Origin of the sequence: Motilibacter rhizosphaerae (assembly GCF_004216915.1) — a bacterium.
GTDB classification, from domain to species: Bacteria; Actinomycetota; Actinomycetes; order Motilibacterales; family Motilibacteraceae; genus Motilibacter; species Motilibacter rhizosphaerae.
In genome coordinates this window covers 695392-714046 of sequence record NZ_SGXD01000002.1, presented here as the reverse complement: position 1 = coordinate 714046, position 18655 = coordinate 695392, and the positions used below count along the sequence as shown (strand labels likewise).

Genomic DNA, 18655 nt, shown 5'->3' with positions numbered 1-18655 from the left:
GTCGTCGCGAGCGGGGCGGGAACCGTCCACCACCCTCGCGCGTTTAGAGCAACCCGGCGCGGAGATCACGAAGCCCGTGGACCTACGCCTGAAGATGAGCCTCCTCGACTACGTGATCCTCGCGATCTACTTCCTCGGGGTGCTCGGGATCGGCTTCGCCGCCCGCCGGAGCATCAAGACGAGCCTCGACTTCCTGCTGTCGGGACGCTCGCTGCCCGCCTGGGTCACCGGGCTCGCGTTCATCGCGGCCAACCTCGGGGCCACCGAGATCCTCGGGATGGCGGCCAACGGCGCGCAGTACGGCATCGCGACGGTCCACTACTACTGGATCGGCGCGATCCCGGCGATGGTCTTCCTCGGCATCGTCATGATGCCGTTCTACTACGGCGCCAAGGTGCGCAGCGTGCCGGAGTTCCTGCGGCTGCGCTTCAACGACTCCACGCACCTGCTCAACAGCATCATCTTCGCGCTGAGCGCGGTGCTCATCGCCGGCGTCAACCTCTACGCGCTGGCCATCGTCATGCGCGCGATGCTGGGCTGGCAGCTGTGGTTCTCGATCGTCATCGCCGCGGCCTTCGTCCTCGTCTACATCACGCTGGGCGGGCTCTCCTCGGCGATCTACAACGAGGTCCTGCAGTTCTTCGTCATCCTGGCCGGGCTGATCCCGGTGGTCATCCTCGGCCTGAAGGAGATGGGGGGCTGGGGCGGCCTGGAGAAGCGCGTGCGCACGGCACAGGGCGGCGGGGAGAACCACCTGCACGCGCTGCAGGGCACCGGGGTCGGCAGCGTCACCAACGCGATCGGCGCCAACTGGATCGGCATCGTGTTCGGCCTGGGCTTCGTGCTGTCGTTCGGCTACTGGACGACCAACTTCGCCGAGGTGCAGCGCGCGCTCTCCGCCCGCAACACCAGCGCGGCGCGGCGCACCCCGCTCATCGGAGCCTTCCCGAAGCTGTTCATCCCGGCGCTGACCGTCATCCCCGGCCTCATCGCGCTGGTCGTGGTGAAGAACCTCAAGGACACCCCGGACGGCGGCTACAACAACGCCATCCCGTACCTCATCGAGCGCTACCTCCCGAGCGGCATCCTCGGCGTGGCCGTGACCGGCCTGCTCGCGGCCTTCATGGCCGGCATGGCGGCGAACGTCTCGAGCTTCAACACGGTCTTCACCTACGACATCTGGCAGCAGTACATCGCCAAGGACCGCGAGGACGAGTACTACCTCAAGGTCGGCCGCGTCGTCACCGCGGTCGGCGTCGTCATCGGCATCGGCACCGCGTTCATCGCCGCCGGGTTCAGCAACATCATGAACTACCTGCAGGCGCTGTTCTCGGTCTTCAACTCCCCGCTCTTCGCGACGTTCATCGTCGGCATGTTCTGGAAGCGGATGACCCCGAAGGCCGGCTTCTGGGGGCTGCTCACCGGCACGTTCGTCGGTCTGTTCGTCTACCTGGGCTACAAGTTCTGGGGCATCTTCGACTTCGGCTCCGACCTCGAGGAGTCGTTCTACGGCGCCGGCGCGGCGTTCCTCTCCGACGTGGTCGTCTCGGTGGTGGTGAGCATGGTCACGGCGCCCAAGCCCGACTCCGAGCTGCGCGGCCTCACCTACGGCGCCGGCACCCGCGAGGCGGCCGCCGACCTCGCCAGCGGCGACGAGGCGTGGTACCGCAAGCCCGCCCTGCTCGGCGGGGTCGCGGTCGCCATCTCGCTCCTGCTCTACATCCCGTTCGCGTGAGCCCGGCTCCGGGCGCAGGAAGGTCGACCGACATGGCAGACGACACCAGGCAGGACCAGAGCGAGGTGCAGGCGGAGTCCGCCAGCGCGGCGCGGCTGTTCGACGTGCGGCGCATCATCGGGGGGCTGTTCGTCGTCTACGGCGTGCTGCTCACCGTCGCCGGGCTCGTCGACGGCGACGGCGCGAAGAAGAAGGCCCAGGGGGTCGACATCAACCTCTGGTCCGGCATCGCCATGCTGGTCGTCGGCGCGCTGTTCCTGCTGTGGATGCGGCTCAGCCCGAACAAGGCGCCGGACCCCGACGAGGTCGACACCGACCGGCCGTCCTCCCACTAGCCGTGCAGTCCCACTAGCCGCACAGCACGAGAGCCGGGCCCCGTCGCAGGGGCCCGGCTCTCGTGCGCGGAGGGGAGGGGGTCAGGCCGCGAGCGGCGAGCCCCAGCTGCCCGAGAACGCGATCTCCCCGAGGGGGAGGCGCTCGCGCGGGGCGACCTCGCGCTCCTGGAGGTGCTCGGGGAGTTCAGCGACGTCGCCCAGCGTGCCGACGGCCAGCACGGCGTACGCCTCGTAGCCCTCGGGCACGCCGAAGCCCTCCTTCACCTGCGCGGCGTCGAAGCCGCCCATCTGGTGCACGAACAGGCCCTCGGCGTGCGCCTGGACGGTGAGCTGGCCGACGGCGAGGCCGAGCTCGTACGCCGTCCACTTGTCGCCCTCCGTCACGGGGGCGAGCGCGACGACGAGCGCGCCCGCTGAGCCGGCCCAGGTCTGGTTGCCGGGCGCGAGCGCGTCGAAGACGCCCTTGAACGTCTCGTCGTCGCGCAGTCCGACGAGGAAGCGCCAGGGCTGGCGGTTCATCGCGCTCGGCGCCCAGCGGGCGGCCTCGAGCAGGCGTGTGACGACGTCTCCGTCGAGCCGGCTCACGGCGTCGTACGCACGGGGGCTGCGCCGCTCCAGCAGGAGCGGGTGGAGCTGCGGGGTCGAGGTCATGGCGTCATCCTTCCGGTGGTGCTTGAACTCTCAAGCAACGAGCCTGCCCGGTCTGTTCCCGGCCCGCACGCCGGAGAGCGGCGGGAATCGCGTGGCCCCGCTCACAGTTGACCGGGGCGCCGAGGTGGTTGAGAATGCAACTACCCGCTCCCGAGGAGGCTCCCGTGCCTGCCGTGTCCGCCGACCTGCTGACCCTGCCCCGCGTCGCCGCCGTGCCGGCAGCCTCGCGCCAGCGCCGCGTGCGCTCGGTGACGACCGCGCCGCAGGGCTACGAGGGCGAGGGCTTCCCCGTCCGCCGCGCCTTCGCCGGCGTCGACCTGCGCGACCTCGACCCCTTCATCCACATGGACCAGATGGGCGAGGTCGACTACGCACCGGGCGAGCCCAAGGGGACGCCGTGGCACCCGCACCGCGGGTTCGAGACCGTGACGTACATGATCGACGGCACGTTCCTCCACCAGGACTCCCACGGGGGTGGCGGCGTCATCACCGACGGCGGCACCCAGTGGATGACGGCCGGTGCGGGCATCCTCCACATCGAGACCCCGCCCGAGGAGCTCGTCATGTCCGGCGGGCTCTTCCACGGCGTCCAGCTGTGGGTCAACCTGCCGCGGGCGCAGAAGATGACGCAGCCGCGCTACCAGAACCTCGAGGGCGGCTCGGTCGCGCTCACCGCCTCCTCCGACGCGGGCGCGCTGCTCCGCGTCATCGCCGGTGAGGTGGCCGGCGTCCGCGGCCCGGGTGCCACGCACACGCCGATCGCCGTGGCGCACGCGACCGTCCTGCCCGGCGCGCAGCTGCGCCTGCCCTGGCCGACCGGCTTCAACGCGCTGGTCTACGTCCTCGCCGGCGAGGGCACCGTCGGCCCGGAGCGCCGCCCGGTCCGTACGGGCCAGCTCGCCGTCCTCGGCGAGGGCGACGACCTCACGGTCCGCGCCGACGCCACCCAGGACGCCCGGCACCCCGCGCTCGAGGTGCTGCTGCTCGGCGGCCAGCCGCTGCGCGAGCCCGTCGTGCAGTACGGCCCGTTCGTCATGAGCACCCGCGCCGAGGTCATGAAGGCGTTCGAGGACTACCAGGCCGGCCGGCTCGGGACCATCCCGGCCGACGCGCTGCTCCCGCACGGCGCCGGCGGGGTGCGCAGCACGGAGGACTAGCGGGGGAGGGGGCGGGCAGGAGGCCGTCATGCGCGACCAGCTCGACCACGCGTGGGGGTCCGCCGCCCTGCCCGTCCCCGAGGCGCCGCCGCTCGACCCGAGCACGCCGGTCCCGGACGACCCCGGGCCGCTCCTGCCGGACGACCCGACCGAGCTCCCGCCGGCCCCCGTGGAGCCCTCGCCGGACGCTGCGCCGCCGCCCGTCCCCCCTCCGCCCTCCCTCCCGCCGGGCTGAGGCCCCGCTACCCTGGCGCCGTGGACGGGGGGGTCCGGGGGACGCAGCCGGCGGCAGGGGTCCCGGCTGCCCTGCCTCCCGAGCTGCTCTCCAGCGTGCTCGACGCCGTCCCCGTCGCGACCCTCGTGCTCGACCCCACCGGCGCCGTGCTGGCCTGCAACGCACTGGCCGAGTCGCTGCTGCGCCTGCCGCCGGACTGGGCGGGGCTCTCCATCCTCGAGGGGCAGGACCCGACCTTCGTCCGCGCCGTCGGGCGGCTGCTCGCCGGTGACCCCGTGGCCCGGGAGACGCGGGTGCGCCTCGGTGACGGCGGGTGGCGCTCGCTGTCCTGGAAGGCCAGTCCGCTCGTCGCCGCGGACGGCACGCGCGTCGGCGCCGTGGCGATCGTCGAGGACACCTCCTCGCGGCAGGCGGCCCGCCGGGACGCGGCCCTGCTCGACGCGCTGTTCCGCGAGGCGCCCGTGGGCCTCACCGTCTACGACGCCGAGCGCCGGGTCACGCGGGTCAACCGCTCCATGGAGCAGATCGACGGCCGCCCCGGCGGCGAGATCGCGGGCCGGCGCATGCCGGAGCTGCTGCCGGTCCTCGGGGACACCCTCGACGCGGTGCTCGGGCGGGTGCTCGCGACGGGCGAGCCCGCTCCCGACGTCGAGCTGACCGGGACGGCCCCGGGCACCACCGGCGAGGGGGAGCGCACCTGGGTGCACTCGCTGTTCCGCCTGGAGCACGGCGGGCAGGTCGTGGGGGCGGGTGACGTCGTCCGCGACGTGACCGACCAGCGCGCGGCCGAGCGCGAGCGCGCCGCCGCCGCCGGCCGGCTCGCCTTCACCGTCGCGGCCGGCGAGCAGCTCGCCGCGTCGCTCGAGACCGAGGCCGTGCTCGACGTGCTCTGCCGGCTGGCGGTCCCGGCCGTCGCCGACCACGTCGTGGTCGACCTGCTCGAGGACTCGGGCCGCCTGCGGCGCCGCGCGTCCCGCCACACCGGCGTCCCGCCCGCGGGACGGCCGTCCGGCGCGCTCGCGGACTACCCGGAGGGGCACCCGGTCGAGGTCGCGGCGCGTACGGGCCGGCCCTGGCTGCTCGTCGACGCCGTCGCCGGCCTCGGGGCCGTGCCGGAGGGCGCCGACCGCGAGTTCGTCCGCACGCAGGGCGTCACCAGCGTCCTGGTCCTGCCGATGCTCGTCGCCCGGCGGGTCGTCGGCGTCGTCAGCCTCCTGTTCTCCGCCAGCGGCCGGCACTACGACGAGGCGGAGGCCGCCCTCGCGCGCGACCTCGTGAGCAGGGCGGCGGTCGCCGTCTCCAACGCGCTGTCGTACGAGCAGCAGCGCTCCGCCGCCGTGGCCCTCCAGCTCGGCCTGCTGCCCAAGGTGCTCCGCTCGGTGGAGGGGCTCGACGTCGCCTGGCGCTACCTCCCGGGAGCGACCGGGACCCAGGTCGGCGGTGACTGGGCCGACGTCCTCCCGCTGCCCAGCGGGCGCACCGCGGTCGTGGTCGGCGACGTCATGGGCCGCGGGCTGCGCGCCGCAGCGGTCATGGGCCAGGTGCGCACCGCGCTGCGCGTGCTCGCCCACCAGGACCCGCCGCCGGCCGAGGTGCTGCGGGCGCTCGACGTCGCCGTGGCCGATCTCGCCGAGGGACAGCTCGTGACCTGCGCGTACGCCGTCTTCGACCCCGCGCGCAGCAGCCTGCGCATCGCGAGCGCGGGCCACGTGCCGCCGGTGCTCGTTCGCCCGGAGGGCGTCCCCGTGGTCCTCGGCGCCGAGCAGGGCCTCCCCGTGGGCGTGCCGCTGGGCGTGCGGGCGGGGCTGGGCTACGAGGACGTCGAGGTGCCGCTCCCGGCGGGAGCGGGGCTCGCGCTCTACACCGACGGGCTCGTCGAGTCCCCGGGGCAGGACATCGACGCCGGCATCGCGGGGCTCGTCGCGGCGCTCGGCGAGCGGGCGTGGGACGACCTCGAGGAGACCTGCGAGCGGGCGCTCGCCGCCGGCGTACCCCATGTGCCGGGGCACCCCGACGACGTCGCGCTCCTCCTGGTGCGCGCCACCGGGACGCCGCCGGGGAGCGTAGTCACGCTGCGGCTGCCCCCGGACCCCGCCGCCGTCGCACCGGCCCGCGCGGCCTTCGCGGAGGCGCTGCGCCGCTGGGGGCTCCACGACGACGACGCGGCGACGGTGGGGGAGCTGCTGGTCAGCGAGGTGGTGACCAACGCGATCCGCTACGCGCGCGGCGAGGTCGGGCTCACGGTCCGGCTGGGGGAGCGGGCCGTGCACGTCGAGGTCGAGGACGCCGACACCCGGATCCCGCGGCTGCGCCACGCGACGCTGGAGGACGAGGGCGGGCGCGGGCTCGCCCTCGTGCAGGCGCTCGCCCGCAGCTGGGGCGCGCGCCCGCTGCCCGCGGGCAAGGTCGTCTGGTTCGCGCTCGGGCTCGGCGGCGGCTCAGCCTGAGCGGACCAGCCGCAGCACCGGGACGCCGAGCTCCGGGCGCGGCAGCTGCTCCTCCTGCTCCTCGGTCCCCTCGAGCACGACCAGCGCGAGGTCCGGGCGCAGGCCGGCGAGCGTGGCGAGCTGGGAGGGGCGCACCCAGGCCAGGCGAGGGTCCTGCTGGGCCGCGGCCTGCGCGCGCACGGCGGCCGCCGCCTCGGGGGAGGGCGGTCGGGCGATCGACGCGGCGAGCTTCGAGGCCTCGACGGTCGGGCGGGGCTCCTCCGGCTCGCCCGGGTGCGCGGGCGGCGGCGTCCCCGGCGTCACCCACGCCGTGCTCCCGGACGTGCAGAGCGCCGCGAGCAGGCCGGTCGACGCGGGGCCGGCGTCGTGTGGCAGGTGCACCACGGCGTCCCCGCCCTCCTGCAGGTCGAGCACCGCGGCGAGCTGCTCGTCGTCCACCTCGGCCAGGCCGAGCTCGGCCGCGGCCTGCGCGACGGCGAGCCCCTGCCCGACCGGCAGCGGCCACCGGGGGACCGAGGCGCCGGGCCACACGTAGTCGAGGTCGGGAGCCTCGCCGGGGAAGACCGCGGCGTACGACTCCGGCTCCTTCGCGACCAGCCGTGAGCGGTGACTGCGGTGCACGGCCTCGTCACCGAGCCAGGGCGGCAGCTGCCCGGTGTCGCGCAGCTCGCCCCACTCCGGGACGCGCCCGCCGGTGAACTCCAGCAGCAGCCCGCGGGTCGCGTCGACCCGCCCGCGCCGCTCCCACGCCTCGATGCAGGCCAGGCCGTAGCAGACCAGCGCCGGCACGAAGCCCCGCCACATCCTGCTGACCGGGTGGTTCTTCCACCCGTAGTCCGGCCAGGTCAGGGCGCGCAGGACCTGGAACGTCTCCACGCGCTGCTTGCCGAGGCGGCGGTCGTCGAGGACCCGCGCGCTCGCGACGAAGCCGGGGTGGGGGAGGAAGGTCTGCACGCCGCGAGCCCTACCCGCCCCGGGGAGATCCAGACGGTCGCGGCTCCTCGGTGGCAGCATCGGGCCATGAGCGTCGTGCCCAGTGCGTCCTACTCGGTGACCGTGCGGTTGGAGGTGCCGGCGGCCGGTGGCTCCGTCAGCCGGCTGACCACCGCCGTGGAGCAGGCGGGCGGCATCGTCACCGCCCTCGACGTCACGGCCTCGGGCCCGCAGCGGGTGCAGATCGACGTGACGATGGCCGCGCGGTCCTCCGAGCACGCCGGCGAGCTGGTGGAGGCGCTGCGCGCCCTCGACGGCGTCGCGATCGGGCGGGTCAGCGACCGGACCTTCCTGCTCCACCTCGGCGGCAAGATCGAGGTGACGTCCAAGGTGCCGATCCGCAACCGCGACGACCTCTCCATGGTCTACACGCCCGGGGTCGCGCGCATCTGCCTGGCGATCGCGGACAACCCCGACGACGCGCGCCGGCTCACCATCAAGCGCAACACCATCGCGGTCGTCACCGACGGCTCGGCGGTGCTGGGGCTGGGGAACCTCGGCGCCACGGCCGCACTGCCGGTGATGGAGGGCAAGGCGGCGCTGTTCAAGCGGTTCGCCGGGATCGACGCGTTCCCGCTGTGCCTCGACACCCAGGACGTCGACGAGATCGTCGAGACCGTGGTGCGGATCGCGCCGGTGTTCGCCGGGATCAACCTCGAGGACATCTCCGCGCCGCGTTGCTTCGAGGTCGAGGCGCGGCTGCGCGAGCGGCTCGACATCCCGGTGTTCCACGACGACCAGCACGGCACGGCGATCGTCGTGCTCGCCGCGCTGACCAACGCGCTGCGGGTCGTCGGCAAGCAGCTGCCCGCCGTGCGCATCGTCATGGCCGGCGCCGGCGCCGCGGGGACGGCGATCCTCGAGCTGCTGCTCGCCGCCGGGGCCGTCGACGTCGTCGTCTGCGACGAGCACGGTGCCCTGCACCCCGACCGCCCTGGCATCGACGAGCGGCTCTGCGCGCTGGCCCGGCGGACCAACCCGCGCGGCTACGCCGGGAGCCTCGCCGGAGCGGTGGAGGGCGCCGACGTGTTCATCGGCGTCTCGGCGCCGGGGATCCTCACGGGAGCGGACGTCGCGACGATGGCGCCGCGCTCGGTGGTGTTCGCGCTGGCCAACCCCGACCCGGAGATCGACCCGGCCGAGGCCGCCGAGCACGCGGAGGTCGTCGCCACCGGCCGCTCCGACGCGCCGAACCAGATCAACAACGTGCTGGCGTTCCCCGGGGTGTTCCGCGGGCTGCTCGACGCCCAGTCGCGCACGGTGTCGCAGGAGCTCATGCTCGCCGCCGCTCGCGCGCTCGCGGGCGTCGTGCGCGCCGAGGAGCTCAACGCGGCGTACATCGTCCCGAGCGTCTTCCACCCCGGCGTGACCGAGGCGGTCGCGGGCGCGGTGTCGGGGGCGGCGTCCGGCAGCGCGGCCGGCTGATGCTGCGCGCGCGCCCGCTGCTGCTCGCGGGGTTCGCCCTCGCGGTCGCGGTCCAGCTCGTCGCGGTCTACGCGCCGCGCGCGCCCAGCGAGGGGGGCGTGCCGTACGTCGACAAGGTCGTGCACCTCACGATCTTCGCCGCGCCGGCCCTCCTCGGGCTGCTGGCCGGCCTGCCCGCGCGCTGGCTGCTGCCGGTGCTCGTCGTGCACGCCCCGGTCAGCGAGCTGCTCCAGGCGCTCGTCCTGCCGCACCGCGACGGCGGCTGGGACGACGCCCTTGCGGACCTCGTCGGCGTGGGAGTGGGATGGTGGGCGGCGAGGAGAGGGGTCCGGCGCAGCGGAGCGAGGGGGTCGGGGTGGCGGGCGACGAGCACGGTCGGGGAGCCGCGCTCTCGCGAGCGCTGACGGGGCGGCTGCTGGTGGCCGCGCCCTCGCTGGTCGACCCGAGCTTCGCGGGCACGGTCGTCCTCGTCATCGACGCCGACGAGTCCGGCGCGCTCGGCGTCATCCTCAACCGCACGAGCGAGATCGAGGTCGCGAGCGTGCTGCCCGCGTGGGCCGCGCTGTGCGAGCCGCTGCCGCGGGTGTTCGAGGGCGGGCCGGTCGCGCCGGAGAACGCCCTGGCCCTCGGCCTGCTGCACGCCGCCCCCCGCATCGGGCAGGAGGAGCCGCCGGGCTGGCGCGAGGTGAGCGGCGCCGTCGGGCTGGTCGACCTCGACACCGAGCCCAGCGTGCTCGCCGGCTCGCTCGCGGGGTTCCGGGTCTTCGCCGGCTACGCGGGGTGGGGGCCGGGGCAGCTCGAGGGCGAGATCGCGGCCGACGCCTGGGTGGTCGTCGACGCGACGTACGACGACGTCCTCCCGGCCGCGCCCGAGCAGCTCTGGCGCCGGGTGCTGCGGCGCCAGCGCGGGCCGGTGTCGCTGCTCTCGGGGTGGACGGCGGACCCGACGCTCAACTGAGCGGTGTCCGCCGGAGCGACGCCGCGGGCGGCCGGCCCGTGCGTACGATGACCGCCATGAGCGCACCTGGTCTGGACGAGCCCGGCGGCGGCACCGGCACCCTGCTCGAGCAGGAGGTCGAGACCGTCCACCGGACGAGCAACGACGACGGCGACCACGAGCGCTTCGCGCACTACGCGCCGAAGGACAAGATCACCGAGGCCATGGTCACCGGCAGCCCGGTGACGGCGCTGTGCGGCAAGGTCTGGGTGCCGAGCCGCGACCCCAAGCGCTACCCCGTGTGCCCCACGTGCAAGGAGATCTACGAGGGGCTCCCCACGGGCGACGACGGCAGCGGCGACCGGGACTCGTAGGGCCCGTCCGCCTCGGCCGGTGCTGGTCGTGGCTAGCCGGTGATGCGGGCGGCGCGGCGGTGCAGGCGCTCGGCCTGGATCTCGCCGCCGAGCGCGAGCCCGAGCAGCACCGCGATGCCGGCGAGCACGGCGAACGCCGGCACGTGCTCGGTGCAGGCGTAGGCGACGGTGAAGGCGACCGTCGTCACGACGCCCTGCACGGCGGACGAGGTGCGCGAGTGCTGGGCGGTGATGCCCGAGCTGCGCCCGTCCAGCCAGGCGAAGGCCGGCGCGGTCAGCGCGGCGACGGCGGCGGTGATCGCGGCCAGCGTCAGCGCGTCCAGGGCGAGCGTCACGGCCTGCTCCTTCCGGTCGGGGTCTCGGTCTGCCCATCGGAGGGACAGACCAGCAGGTTAAGCGTTTCGGAGCAGGCGGCGGCGGGCAACCGCGCGATCCCTCCCCGGCGGACCGGCTCCCTCGTCCCCGAGCGCCGTGGTCCTCCGTCCGGGTGGTCCTAGGTGCCGCGGGGCGTGAGGAGCCGCACACTGCCTGCCTGCTCGCGGGGAGCCTGCCGAAGGGCAGGGGTGCTCGCGACCGTCCTGCTCGTCTCCGGCTTCTCCTTCGGGCTCTGCACCCAGCTGCCCCAGCTCCTGCGCACCGTCGTGCGCCGACAGACGGCCGGGCTCTCGGCGCTCGGCGTCCGCATGGGGATGACGGCGAACGGGCTCTGGATGGGGTACGGCGTGGCTGCCCACGACGGCGCGCAGCTCGGCTGCAACGCGCTGCTCGTCACCTTCGGCGTGCTCACGGCCCGCGCCCACCGCCGGCACAGCGGCGCCCCCGTCCCCCGCCGGCTCGACCTCGGCGTGCTCGTCCTCTGGGCGCTGTGGGCGGCCGCGGCGCTGAGCGCCCAGGCGGACCTGCTGGCCCGCACCGGCGCCGTGCTCGGCCTGCTCGTCGGCCTCCCGCAGCTCCTCCGGCTGGTCCGCACCCCCGACGCCGCGGGCGTGGCGCCGGGGACGTACCTGCTCTCGCTGGGTGCGGGCACGTGCTGGGCGGCGTACTGGCTCGTCGTCGGCCGCCCCCTCGTCGCCGCGTCCGCGGGGTACTGCGCGCTGCTCGCCCTCACCGGGCTGGTGCTGCTGCTGGGCCGGCCGCGGGTGGCGGCGCGGCGGGAGCTGGTGCTCGCGGCGTAGGGGCCGCTCGTCGCGTCCCGGGCCACGACGGGGAGCGACCCGCCGCGACGCGGACGACATCTCCTCCCTGCCGCGGCGCGTTGCTCACCGCGGCGTGCTGGCCGCCGAGCGGGGGCTGTGGATGACGCCCTGCAGGGGTCGTCGGGCGGCCACACTCCCCGGGTGCCCCGTACGCAGCTGCTCGACGAGCGCCGACCCTTCACCCGCGCCGAGGCCCTGCGCGCGGGCTGGAGCGACCGTGAGATCGCGCGCGAGGTGCGCGCCGGCCGCTGGGTGCGGCTGCGTCACGGGGCCCTGCTGCCCTCCGCCGTGCACGAGGCAGCCCAGGGCGCGGCCCGGCACCGGCTCGACGTCCTCGCCCACCAGACCCGCTTGGCCGGTGACGCTCCGGCGAGCGCTGCGTCGGCCGCGCACCTGCTCGGGCTTCCGCTGCTCACGCCACCCACGCAGGTCGAGCTCACGAGCGCGACAGCGGCGGCGCGGCGGCGCACCGAGCTGCGGGTCTGGCACCGCCCGCTCCCCGAGGGGCACGTGACGACCGATGCCGAGGGCGTCCTGGTGACGAGTCCCGCGCGCACCCTCGTCGACCTCGCCCGCCGCGCACCCGTGGAGGAGGCCCTCGTGGTGGCCGACGCCGTCCTGCACCGCCGGCTCGCCGCGCCGGAGGACGTCGCCGAGGTCCTGGCGGTGGGGCAGCGGTGGCCCGGCGCCCGCGCTGCCGCGCGTGTCGTGGGCCTGGCCGACGGGCTGGCCGAGTCCGCGGGGGAGACGCTGACCCGGCTGGACCTGCTCGCGCTGGGGCACCACGACCTCGTGCTGCAGCTGCCGGTGCAGGGCGCCTCCGGCCGCTGGTACCGCGCGGACATCGGCCTGCCTGCCTCGCGCGTCCTGGTGGAGTTCGACGGCGCGGTGAAGTACGACGAGCGGGCCGCGCTGCTGGCGGAGAAGGACCGCGAGGACGACCTGCGGCTCGCGGGGTGGGCGTTCGTGCGCGTCCGGTGGCGCGACCTCGGTCAGCACGGACTGCTGGCGGACCGGCTGGAGCGGGCGGCCGCGGCGCGTACGAGGTCACAGCGCTGAGCGACGCGCTGCGACGGGGAGGGACTGCGCTCCGCGCGGCGGCGGGTCGCTCAGCGTGGTGGGCCGGGACGACTGCCCGACACGCGATACCACGGCTCCGCGGACTCGCCGCAGCGCGCGGTCGCCCGGGCATGTCGGCCCGGCGCTCGGGTTAGCCTCGTCCTCGCCCATGAGCACCACCGCCGCCTCCTCGCTCCCGCCCGCGTACCCCGGCCGGGCCCCCTGGGGCACCGCTCCCAAGCTCCGCGCCTGGCAGCAGGCCGCGCTGGACGCGTACCACGAGCGGGGCCCGCGCGACTTCCTCGCGGTCGCGACGCCCGGCGCCGGCAAGACGACGTTCGCGCTGCGCCTCGCCACAGACCTGCTGCAGCAGGGCGTCATCCGCGCGGTGACGGTCGTCGCGCCCACGGAGCACCTCAAGCGGCAGTGGGCCGAGGCCGCGCACCGCGTCGGCATCGAGCTCGACCCCGAGTTCAGGAACGCCCAGGGTGCGCACGCGGCCGGGCTGACCGGCGTCGCCGTGACGTACGCGCAGGTGGCCATGGCCCCGCTGCTGCACCGCGCGCGCACCGAGGCCCGCCCGACCCTCGTCATCCTCGACGAGGTGCACCACGGCGGCGACGCGCTGTCGTGGGGAGAGGCGGTGCGCGAGGCCTTCGAGCCCGCCCGGCGGCGGCTGGCGCTGACGGGGACGCCGTTCCGCTCGGACACCGCGCCGATCCCGTTCGTCACCTACGCCCGCGGCACCGACGGCGTGCGCCGCTCGCTCGCGGACTACACCTACGGCTACGGCGAGGCGCTGCGCGACGGGGTCGTCCGCCCCGTGATCTTCCTGGCGTACGGCGGCAACATGCGCTGGCGCACCAGCGCGGGCGACGAGATCGCGGCGACGCTCGGCGCGGACCCGCTCACCAAGGACCTGACCAGCCAGGCGTGGCGGACGGCGCTCGACCCGTACGGCAACTGGGTGCCGCAGGTGCTCGCGGCGGCGGACAAGCGCCTCACGGAGGTACGCCGCCACGTCCCCGACGCGGCGGGCCTCGTCATCGCCACGGACCACACGACCGCGCGGGCCTACGCCGCTCGGCTGCGGGCGATCTGCGGCGAGGCTCCCGCGGTCGTGCTGAGCGACGACCCGACGGCGAGCAAGCGGATCGGGGAGTTCGCGGCGGGCACCAGCCGCTGGATGGTCGCGGTCCGCATGGTCTCCGAGGGCGTCGACGTGCCGCGCCTCGCGGTCGGCGTCTACGCGACGAGCACGAGCACGCCGCTGTTCTTCGCCCAGGCCGTCGGCCGCTTCGTCCGCGCCCGGCGCCGCGGCGAGACGGCGAGCGTGTTCCTGCCGACGGTGCCCGTGCTCATGGAGCACGCGGCCAACCTCGAGCTGGAGCGCGACCATGCCCTGGACAGGCCGGTCGAGGAGGGGGACTTCGACCCCGAGGCAGGGCTGCTGCAGGAGGCGAACCGGCGGCGCGACAGCCCGGACGGCGGCGCCGACGCGCTGCCCTTCGAGGCGCTCGAGGCCGAGGCGACCTTCGACCGGGTGCTCTTCGACGGTGGCGAGTTCGGCATGCAGGCCGAGGTGGGCTCCGACGAGGAGCAGGACTACCTCGGGCTGCCCGGGCTGCTCGAGCCGGACCAGGTCAGCGTGCTGCTGCGCCAGCGCCAGGCCAAGCAGATCGCGAAGCGCCCCGCCCCGGTCCCCGAGCCCGCTGCCGCGCCGATCGCGGCCGACGCGCTCGCCGGGCTGCGCAAGGAGCTCAACGCGCTGGTCGCCGCCTGGCACCACCGCACCGGCCAGCCGCACGGCGTCATCCACGGCGAGCTGCGCCGCACCTGCGGCGGCCCGCCCAGCTCGACGGCCTCCGCCGAGCAGGTCCAGCAGCGGATCGACACGATCCGCGGATGGCACGCCAAGGGGCGCCGGCTCGCCTGACGGGCGCCTGGTCCGCTCCGCTCCCGCTTCGTGCCAGGCTGTGCGGGCACAGGCAGGTGAACAGGAGGGAAACGACGCATGGCGTTCCGGCTGCGGCCCCAGGAGCCAGAGTTCTACGACCTGTTCGGCGAAGCCGGCCGCAACCTCGTCGTGGCGGCCCGGCTGGTCCAGGAGCTCGCGTCGGCGCCGCCGGCGGAGCGGGCCGGCGTCGTCGAACGGCTCCGTGAGGTCGAGCACGCGGGCGACGACGTCACCCACCGCATCCTCAAGAAGGTCAACACGAGCTTCGTCACGCCGTTCGACCGTGAGGACATCTACGCCCTCGCCAGCCGCATCGACGACGTGCTCGACCTCATGGAGGAAGCCGGCGACCGGGTCGTGCTCTACGACGTCGACGGGCTGCCCGCCAAGACCCGGGAGGTCGCGGACGTGCTGCTCGCCGCCTCGGAGCAGACGGCGGACGCACTGCCGCGGCTGCGGTCGATGAAGGGGCTCGAGTCGTACTGGATCGAGGTCAACCGGCTCGAGAACGAGGCCGACCGGCTCTACCGCGACATGATCGGCGACCTGTTCCGCAGCGGGGCCGACGCCCTGCACGTGATGAAGGTCAAGGAGGTGCTCGACACCCTGGAGGCTGCCGCCGACGCGCTGGAGCACGTCGCGGACGCGGTGCAGACCGTGGTCGCCAAGGAGTCCTGAGCACGTGGAGACCTTCGGCCTGGTGGTCTTCATCGTCGTCGCCCTGGGCTTCGACTACACCAACGGCTTCCACGACGCGGCCAACGCGATCGCGACGACGGTGTCGACGCGGGCGCTGCGACCGCGTACGGCGCTGGCGCTCGCCGCCGTCATGAACCTGCTCGGTGCGCACATCTCGACCGCCGTCGCCAACACCGTCGGCGGGGTCATCTCGCCCCCTGCCGGCAGCCACGGCCTCGCGCTCGTCGCGGCCGGGGTGCTCGGCGCGATCGCGTGGAACCTCGTCACGTGGTGGTTCGGCATCCCGTCCTCGAGCTCGCACGCGCTCATCGGCGGGCTCGTCGGGGCCGCGCTGGCGGGCGGCGCGGGCGTGCACTGGCACGCGATCCAGAAGAAGGTCCTCGTGCCGATGGTGGTCTCACCCGTCGTCGGCGCCGTGCTGGGCTTCGCGTTCATGCTGCTGCTGCTCTGGCTGTTCAAGCCGGTCAACCCGCACCGGGCCAAGCGCGGCTTCCGGGTGGGCCAGATCGTCGCGGCCGCCGCGATGTCGCTCGGGCACGGGCTGCAGGACGCGCAGAAGACGATGGGCGTCATCACGCTGGCGCTCGTGACGACCGGGCACCTGTCGCACTTCGCGGTGCCGTTCTGGGTCGTGCTGGCGTGCGCGCTCTCGCTCAGCGCCGGGACGTACGCCGGCGGCTACCGGATCATGCGCACGCTCGGGCGTCGAGTGTTCAAGCTCGACAGCACGTCGGGGTTCGCCGCGCAGACGGTCGCCTCGGGCGTGCTGTACGCGACCTCGCACTGGGGGCTGCCGGTCTCGACCACCCACGTGGTGACGAGCTCGCTCACCGGCGTGGGCGCGACGCGCAGCCTCTCGGCGGTGCGCTGGAACATCGCCGGCGGCATCGTCGTGGCCTGGGTCGTCACGCTGCCGGCCGCTGGGCTCGCGGGGGCGCTGGCCTACGCCGTCGTCAACGTGCTGGCGTAGCCGCCGGGCGGGGGTCGGCCTCCGCCACCGCGTGCCAGCACGAGCGGGGGCAGCCGCAGGTGCGGGTGCTGACCGGTCGCGTCCGTCGAGGCATGCCAGCCCCCTCCCTCTCGCTCGGGTGTCCTGTCTCCCATCGGCAACGACCCCCGGCCGCTGAACGTCCCGGACCGGTGCGAGAGTGGCGCCGTGCTGGCGCCGCGGGAGTCGACGAGCCGGGAGCACCGGCGGCTGGACGGGCTGTGGGACTTCGCCCTCGACCGCGACGGCCGCGGTCGGGCCGAGCACTGGGAGCGCGGTCCGCTGCCGGGTGCCCGGCCGATGCCGGTGCCGGCCAGCTGGAACGACCTCGTGACCGACCGGGACGAGCGCGAGCACGCCGGCGAGGTCTGGTACCAGCGCGAGGTGCGCGTGCCGCGCGCGTCCGCTGGGCGGCGTACGGTGCTGCGCCTCGACGCCGCCACCCACGCCGCGACCGTCTGGGTCGACGGCACCGAGGTCGCGCGGCACGAGGGCGGCTACACGCCGTTCGAGGCCGAGGTGACCGGGCTCGTCCACGGCCGCGAGACCGTGCGGGTCACGGTCTGCGTCGACAACCGCCTCTCGCTGCACACGATCCCGCCGGGCGTGCTCGTCGAGGAAGAGGGGCGCCCGCCGCGCCAGGTGTGGTTCCACGACTTCGAGAACTACTCCGGGCTGCACCGCCCGGTCTGGCTGCTGACCACACCGACGGCGTACGTCGCGGACGTGGTCGTGCGCACCGGGCTCGCGGGCGGGGCGGGCACCGTCGCGTACGACGTGACGACGGTCGGCGAGGGCCGGACGTCGGTCCGGCTGCTGGACGCGGACGGCGCGCAGGTGGCGGCGCAAGAGGGCGCGAGCGGCGAGCTGGTCGTCCCCGGGGCGGTGCCGTGGCGGCCGGGAGCGGCATACCTCTACACCCTCGAGGTCCGCCACGGCGAGGACGTCTACCCGCTCGCCGTCGGCATCCGCACGGTCCGCGTCGAGGGCGCGCGGCTGCTCGTCAACGACGAGCCCGTGGAGCTGCACGGCTTCGGCATGCACGAGGACGTCGCGCTGCGCGGCAAGGGCCACGACGACGCCCGGATGGTGCGCGACTTCGCGCTGCTGCGCTGGATCGGGGCCAACTCCTTCCGCACCTCGCACTACCCGTACGCCGAGGAGGTCCTCGACCTGGCCGACCGGGAGGGCGTGCTCGTCATCTCCGAGACGGCAGCGGTCGGGCTGCACCTCTCGCTGATGACGGGAGTGACGATCCGCGGTGAGAGCACCTTCGGGCCCGGCGCGATCGACGAGGTGACGCAGCGGGCTCACCTGCAGGCCGTGCGCGAGCTGGTCGAGCGGGACCGCAACCACCCGTGCGTCATCGCGTGGTCGATCGCCAACGAGCCGGACACCCGGGTGCCGGAGGCGCGCGACTACTTCGCCCCGCTGTTCGCCGAGGCGCGCCGGCTCGACCCGACGCGGCCGGTGACCTTCGCCAACGTCGCCGGCGCCGGGCCCGACGTCTGCACGGTGAGCGGGCTGGCGGACCTGCTGTGCCTCAACCGCTACTACGGCTGGTACGTCGACCAGGGCGACCTCGCCGCCGCCGAGGCGCACCTCGAGGCGGAGCTGCGGGCCTGGCGCGCGGCGTACGACAAGCCCGTCCTGCTCAGCGAGCTCGGCGCGGACGCGGTCGCCGGGCTGCACTCGCTGCACGCCCGGATGTGGAGCGAGGAGTACCAGCGCGAGCTGCTGGCCATGACACTGCGGGTGCTGCGCCGGGTCGACGGCGTCATCGGCGAGCACGTGTGGAACTTCGCCGACTTCGCGACGGCGCAGCAGTTCCACCGCGTGGTCGGCAACCGCAAGGGGGTCTTCACCCGCGACCGCGAGCCGAAGCAGGTCGCCCACTGGCTGCGCGAGCAGTGGCGCGGCGGCTACTCGGGCGGCTGGCCCCAGGCGTAGGTCTGCTTGACGAGCTTGAGGTAGACGAAGGTCTCGGTCCCGCGGATGCCGGGGATCGTGCGGATGTGGGTGTTGAGCAGCTCGATGAGCTGGTCGTCGTCCTGGCAGGTGATCTCGCACAGGACGTCGAACGTGCCGGCGGACAGCACGACGTAGTCGACCTCCTCGATCTCCGCGAGGTGGCGGGCGACCTCGCGGGTGTCGCCGTCGACGCGGATGCCGACCATGGCCTGCCGGGCCAGGTTGACGGTGAGGGGGTCGGTCACCGCGACGATCTGCATGACACCGGAGGCGAGCAGCCGCTGCACCCGCTGGCGCGCGGCGGCCTCCGACAGCCCGACGAGCTTGGCCAGGGCGGCGTACGACGCCCGGCCGTCGGTCTGCAGGTGCGCGATGAGGGCACGGTCGATGGCGTCGAGGCCCCTGCTGCGCGAGCTGCTGTCGGTGCGGCTGCGCGAGCTGCTGTCGGTGCGGCTGCGGGCGGTGCTGTCGGTGCGAGCGGTGGGCACGAGACGTC

General features: G+C 74.7%; 19 protein-coding genes. 15 read left to right on the top strand and 4 right to left on the bottom strand.

Annotated elements, in window-relative coordinates:
* Positions 1 to 94 precede the first annotated feature (94 nt).
* Together EV189_RS08820 and EV189_RS08815 are read left to right on the top strand one after the other, a co-directional pair.
* On the top strand, positions 95 to 1735 hold the full coding sequence (locus EV189_RS08820) for a sodium:solute symporter family protein (protein WP_130492961.1): 1641 nt from the start codon (positions 95 to 97) through the stop codon (positions 1733 to 1735).
* A 32-nt stretch (positions 1736 to 1767) separates the two neighbouring features.
* Positions 1768 to 2070 (top strand): hypothetical protein, encoded by a 303-nt coding sequence (locus EV189_RS08815; protein ID WP_130492529.1) that lies wholly within the window; start codon positions 1768 to 1770, stop codon positions 2068 to 2070.
* 81 nt (positions 2071 to 2151) lie between these two features.
* Here the strand turns inward: EV189_RS08815 and EV189_RS08810 are convergent, their stop codons facing one another.
* Positions 2152 to 2721, bottom strand: coding sequence for a nitroreductase family protein (locus EV189_RS08810; protein WP_130492528.1), 570 nt, complete (start codon positions 2719 to 2721; stop codon positions 2152 to 2154).
* 164 nt (positions 2722 to 2885) lie between these two features.
* On the opposite strand from EV189_RS08810, the gene EV189_RS08805 reads away from it, so the two are divergent.
* Genes EV189_RS08805 through EV189_RS08800 form a run of 3 tightly spaced genes read left to right on the top strand, consistent with a single transcriptional unit; the run spans position 2886 to position 6560 of the window.
* Positions 2886 to 3878: a pirin family protein gene (locus tag EV189_RS08805; RefSeq protein WP_130492527.1), complete on the top strand. Its 993-nt coding sequence runs from the start codon at positions 2886 to 2888 to the stop codon at positions 3876 to 3878.
* Positions 3879 to 3906: 28 nt separating this feature from the next.
* Positions 3907 to 4113: a hypothetical protein gene (locus EV189_RS20165; protein ID WP_165400210.1), complete on the top strand. Its 207-nt coding sequence runs from the start codon at positions 3907 to 3909 to the stop codon at positions 4111 to 4113.
* Positions 4114 to 4133: 20 nt separating this feature from the next.
* The gene (locus EV189_RS08800; RefSeq protein WP_165400209.1) at positions 4134 to 6560 is read left to right on the top strand and encodes a SpoIIE family protein phosphatase; all 2427 of its coding nucleotides are present in this window, start codon (positions 4134 to 4136) and stop codon (positions 6558 to 6560) included.
* Here EV189_RS08800 and EV189_RS20455 read toward each other — a convergent pair.
* A complete protein-coding gene (locus EV189_RS20455; RefSeq protein ID WP_196788541.1) occupies positions 6552 to 7514 on the bottom strand; it encodes an MSMEG_6728 family protein in 963 nt (320 codons plus the stop codon). The two genes, EV189_RS08800 and EV189_RS20455, sit on opposite strands and share 9 nt — an antisense overlap.
* A gap of 66 nt (positions 7515 to 7580) precedes the next feature.
* Between EV189_RS20455 and EV189_RS08790 the strand changes: the two genes are divergently transcribed.
* The 4 genes from EV189_RS08790 to EV189_RS08775 are packed head-to-tail and all read left to right on the top strand — an operon-like array spanning position 7581 to position 10289.
* The gene (locus EV189_RS08790) at positions 7581 to 8978 is read left to right on the top strand and encodes an NAD-dependent malic enzyme (RefSeq protein WP_130492525.1); all 1398 of its coding nucleotides are present in this window, start codon (positions 7581 to 7583) and stop codon (positions 8976 to 8978) included.
* On the top strand, positions 8978 to 9382 hold the full coding sequence (locus tag EV189_RS08785; protein WP_196788540.1) for a VanZ family protein: 405 nt from the start codon (positions 8978 to 8980) through the stop codon (positions 9380 to 9382). Before EV189_RS08790 ends, EV189_RS08785 begins: the two co-directional genes overlap by 1 nt.
* Positions 9334 to 9936: a YqgE/AlgH family protein gene (locus EV189_RS08780; RefSeq protein ID WP_231116203.1), complete on the top strand. Its 603-nt coding sequence runs from the start codon at positions 9334 to 9336 to the stop codon at positions 9934 to 9936. The genes EV189_RS08785 and EV189_RS08780 overlap by 49 nt, the downstream gene beginning before the upstream one ends.
* Positions 9937 to 9992: 56 nt before the next feature.
* Positions 9993 to 10289, top strand: a complete 297-nt coding sequence (locus EV189_RS08775; RefSeq protein ID WP_130492523.1) for a DUF3039 domain-containing protein — start codon at positions 9993 to 9995, stop codon at positions 10287 to 10289.
* Between the two features lie 32 nt (positions 10290 to 10321).
* Here EV189_RS08775 and EV189_RS08770 read toward each other — a convergent pair whose 3' ends face one another.
* The gene (locus EV189_RS08770) at positions 10322 to 10624 is read right to left on the bottom strand and encodes a hypothetical protein (protein WP_130492522.1); all 303 of its coding nucleotides are present in this window, start codon (positions 10622 to 10624) and stop codon (positions 10322 to 10324) included.
* Positions 10625 to 10852: 228 nt separating this feature from the next.
* Here EV189_RS08770 and EV189_RS08765 point away from each other — a divergent pair, with 228 nt between their 5' ends.
* The 6 genes from EV189_RS08765 (at position 10853) to uidA (ending at position 18138) form a co-directional block, all read left to right on the top strand.
* Positions 10853 to 11464, top strand: coding sequence for a PQ-loop repeat-containing protein (locus EV189_RS08765; protein ID WP_130492521.1), 612 nt, complete (start codon positions 10853 to 10855; stop codon positions 11462 to 11464).
* A 162-nt stretch (positions 11465 to 11626) separates the two neighbouring features.
* Complete coding sequence (locus tag EV189_RS08760; RefSeq protein ID WP_165400208.1) at positions 11627 to 12544, top strand: type IV toxin-antitoxin system AbiEi family antitoxin domain-containing protein; 918 nt, start codon at positions 11627 to 11629, stop codon at positions 12542 to 12544.
* A 169-nt stretch (positions 12545 to 12713) separates the two neighbouring features.
* The gene (locus tag EV189_RS08755) at positions 12714 to 14480 is read left to right on the top strand and encodes a DEAD/DEAH box helicase (RefSeq protein WP_130492519.1); all 1767 of its coding nucleotides are present in this window, start codon (positions 12714 to 12716) and stop codon (positions 14478 to 14480) included.
* Between the two features lie 78 nt (positions 14481 to 14558).
* Positions 14559 to 15179, top strand: a complete 621-nt coding sequence (locus EV189_RS08750) for a DUF47 domain-containing protein (RefSeq protein ID WP_130492518.1) — start codon at positions 14559 to 14561, stop codon at positions 15177 to 15179.
* A 4-nt stretch (positions 15180 to 15183) separates the two neighbouring features.
* On the top strand, positions 15184 to 16170 hold the full coding sequence (locus tag EV189_RS08745) for an inorganic phosphate transporter (RefSeq protein ID WP_130492517.1): 987 nt from the start codon (positions 15184 to 15186) through the stop codon (positions 16168 to 16170).
* A 186-nt stretch (positions 16171 to 16356) separates the two neighbouring features.
* A complete protein-coding gene (gene uidA / locus EV189_RS08740) occupies positions 16357 to 18138 on the top strand; it encodes a beta-glucuronidase (protein WP_130492516.1) in 1782 nt (593 codons plus the stop codon).
* On the opposite strand, the gene EV189_RS08735 is transcribed toward uidA, so the two are convergent.
* Positions 18111 to 18647, bottom strand: coding sequence for an Lrp/AsnC family transcriptional regulator (locus EV189_RS08735; protein WP_130492515.1), 537 nt, complete (start codon positions 18645 to 18647; stop codon positions 18111 to 18113). The genes uidA and EV189_RS08735 overlap by 28 nt on opposite strands.
* Positions 18648 to 18655 lie beyond the last annotated feature (8 nt).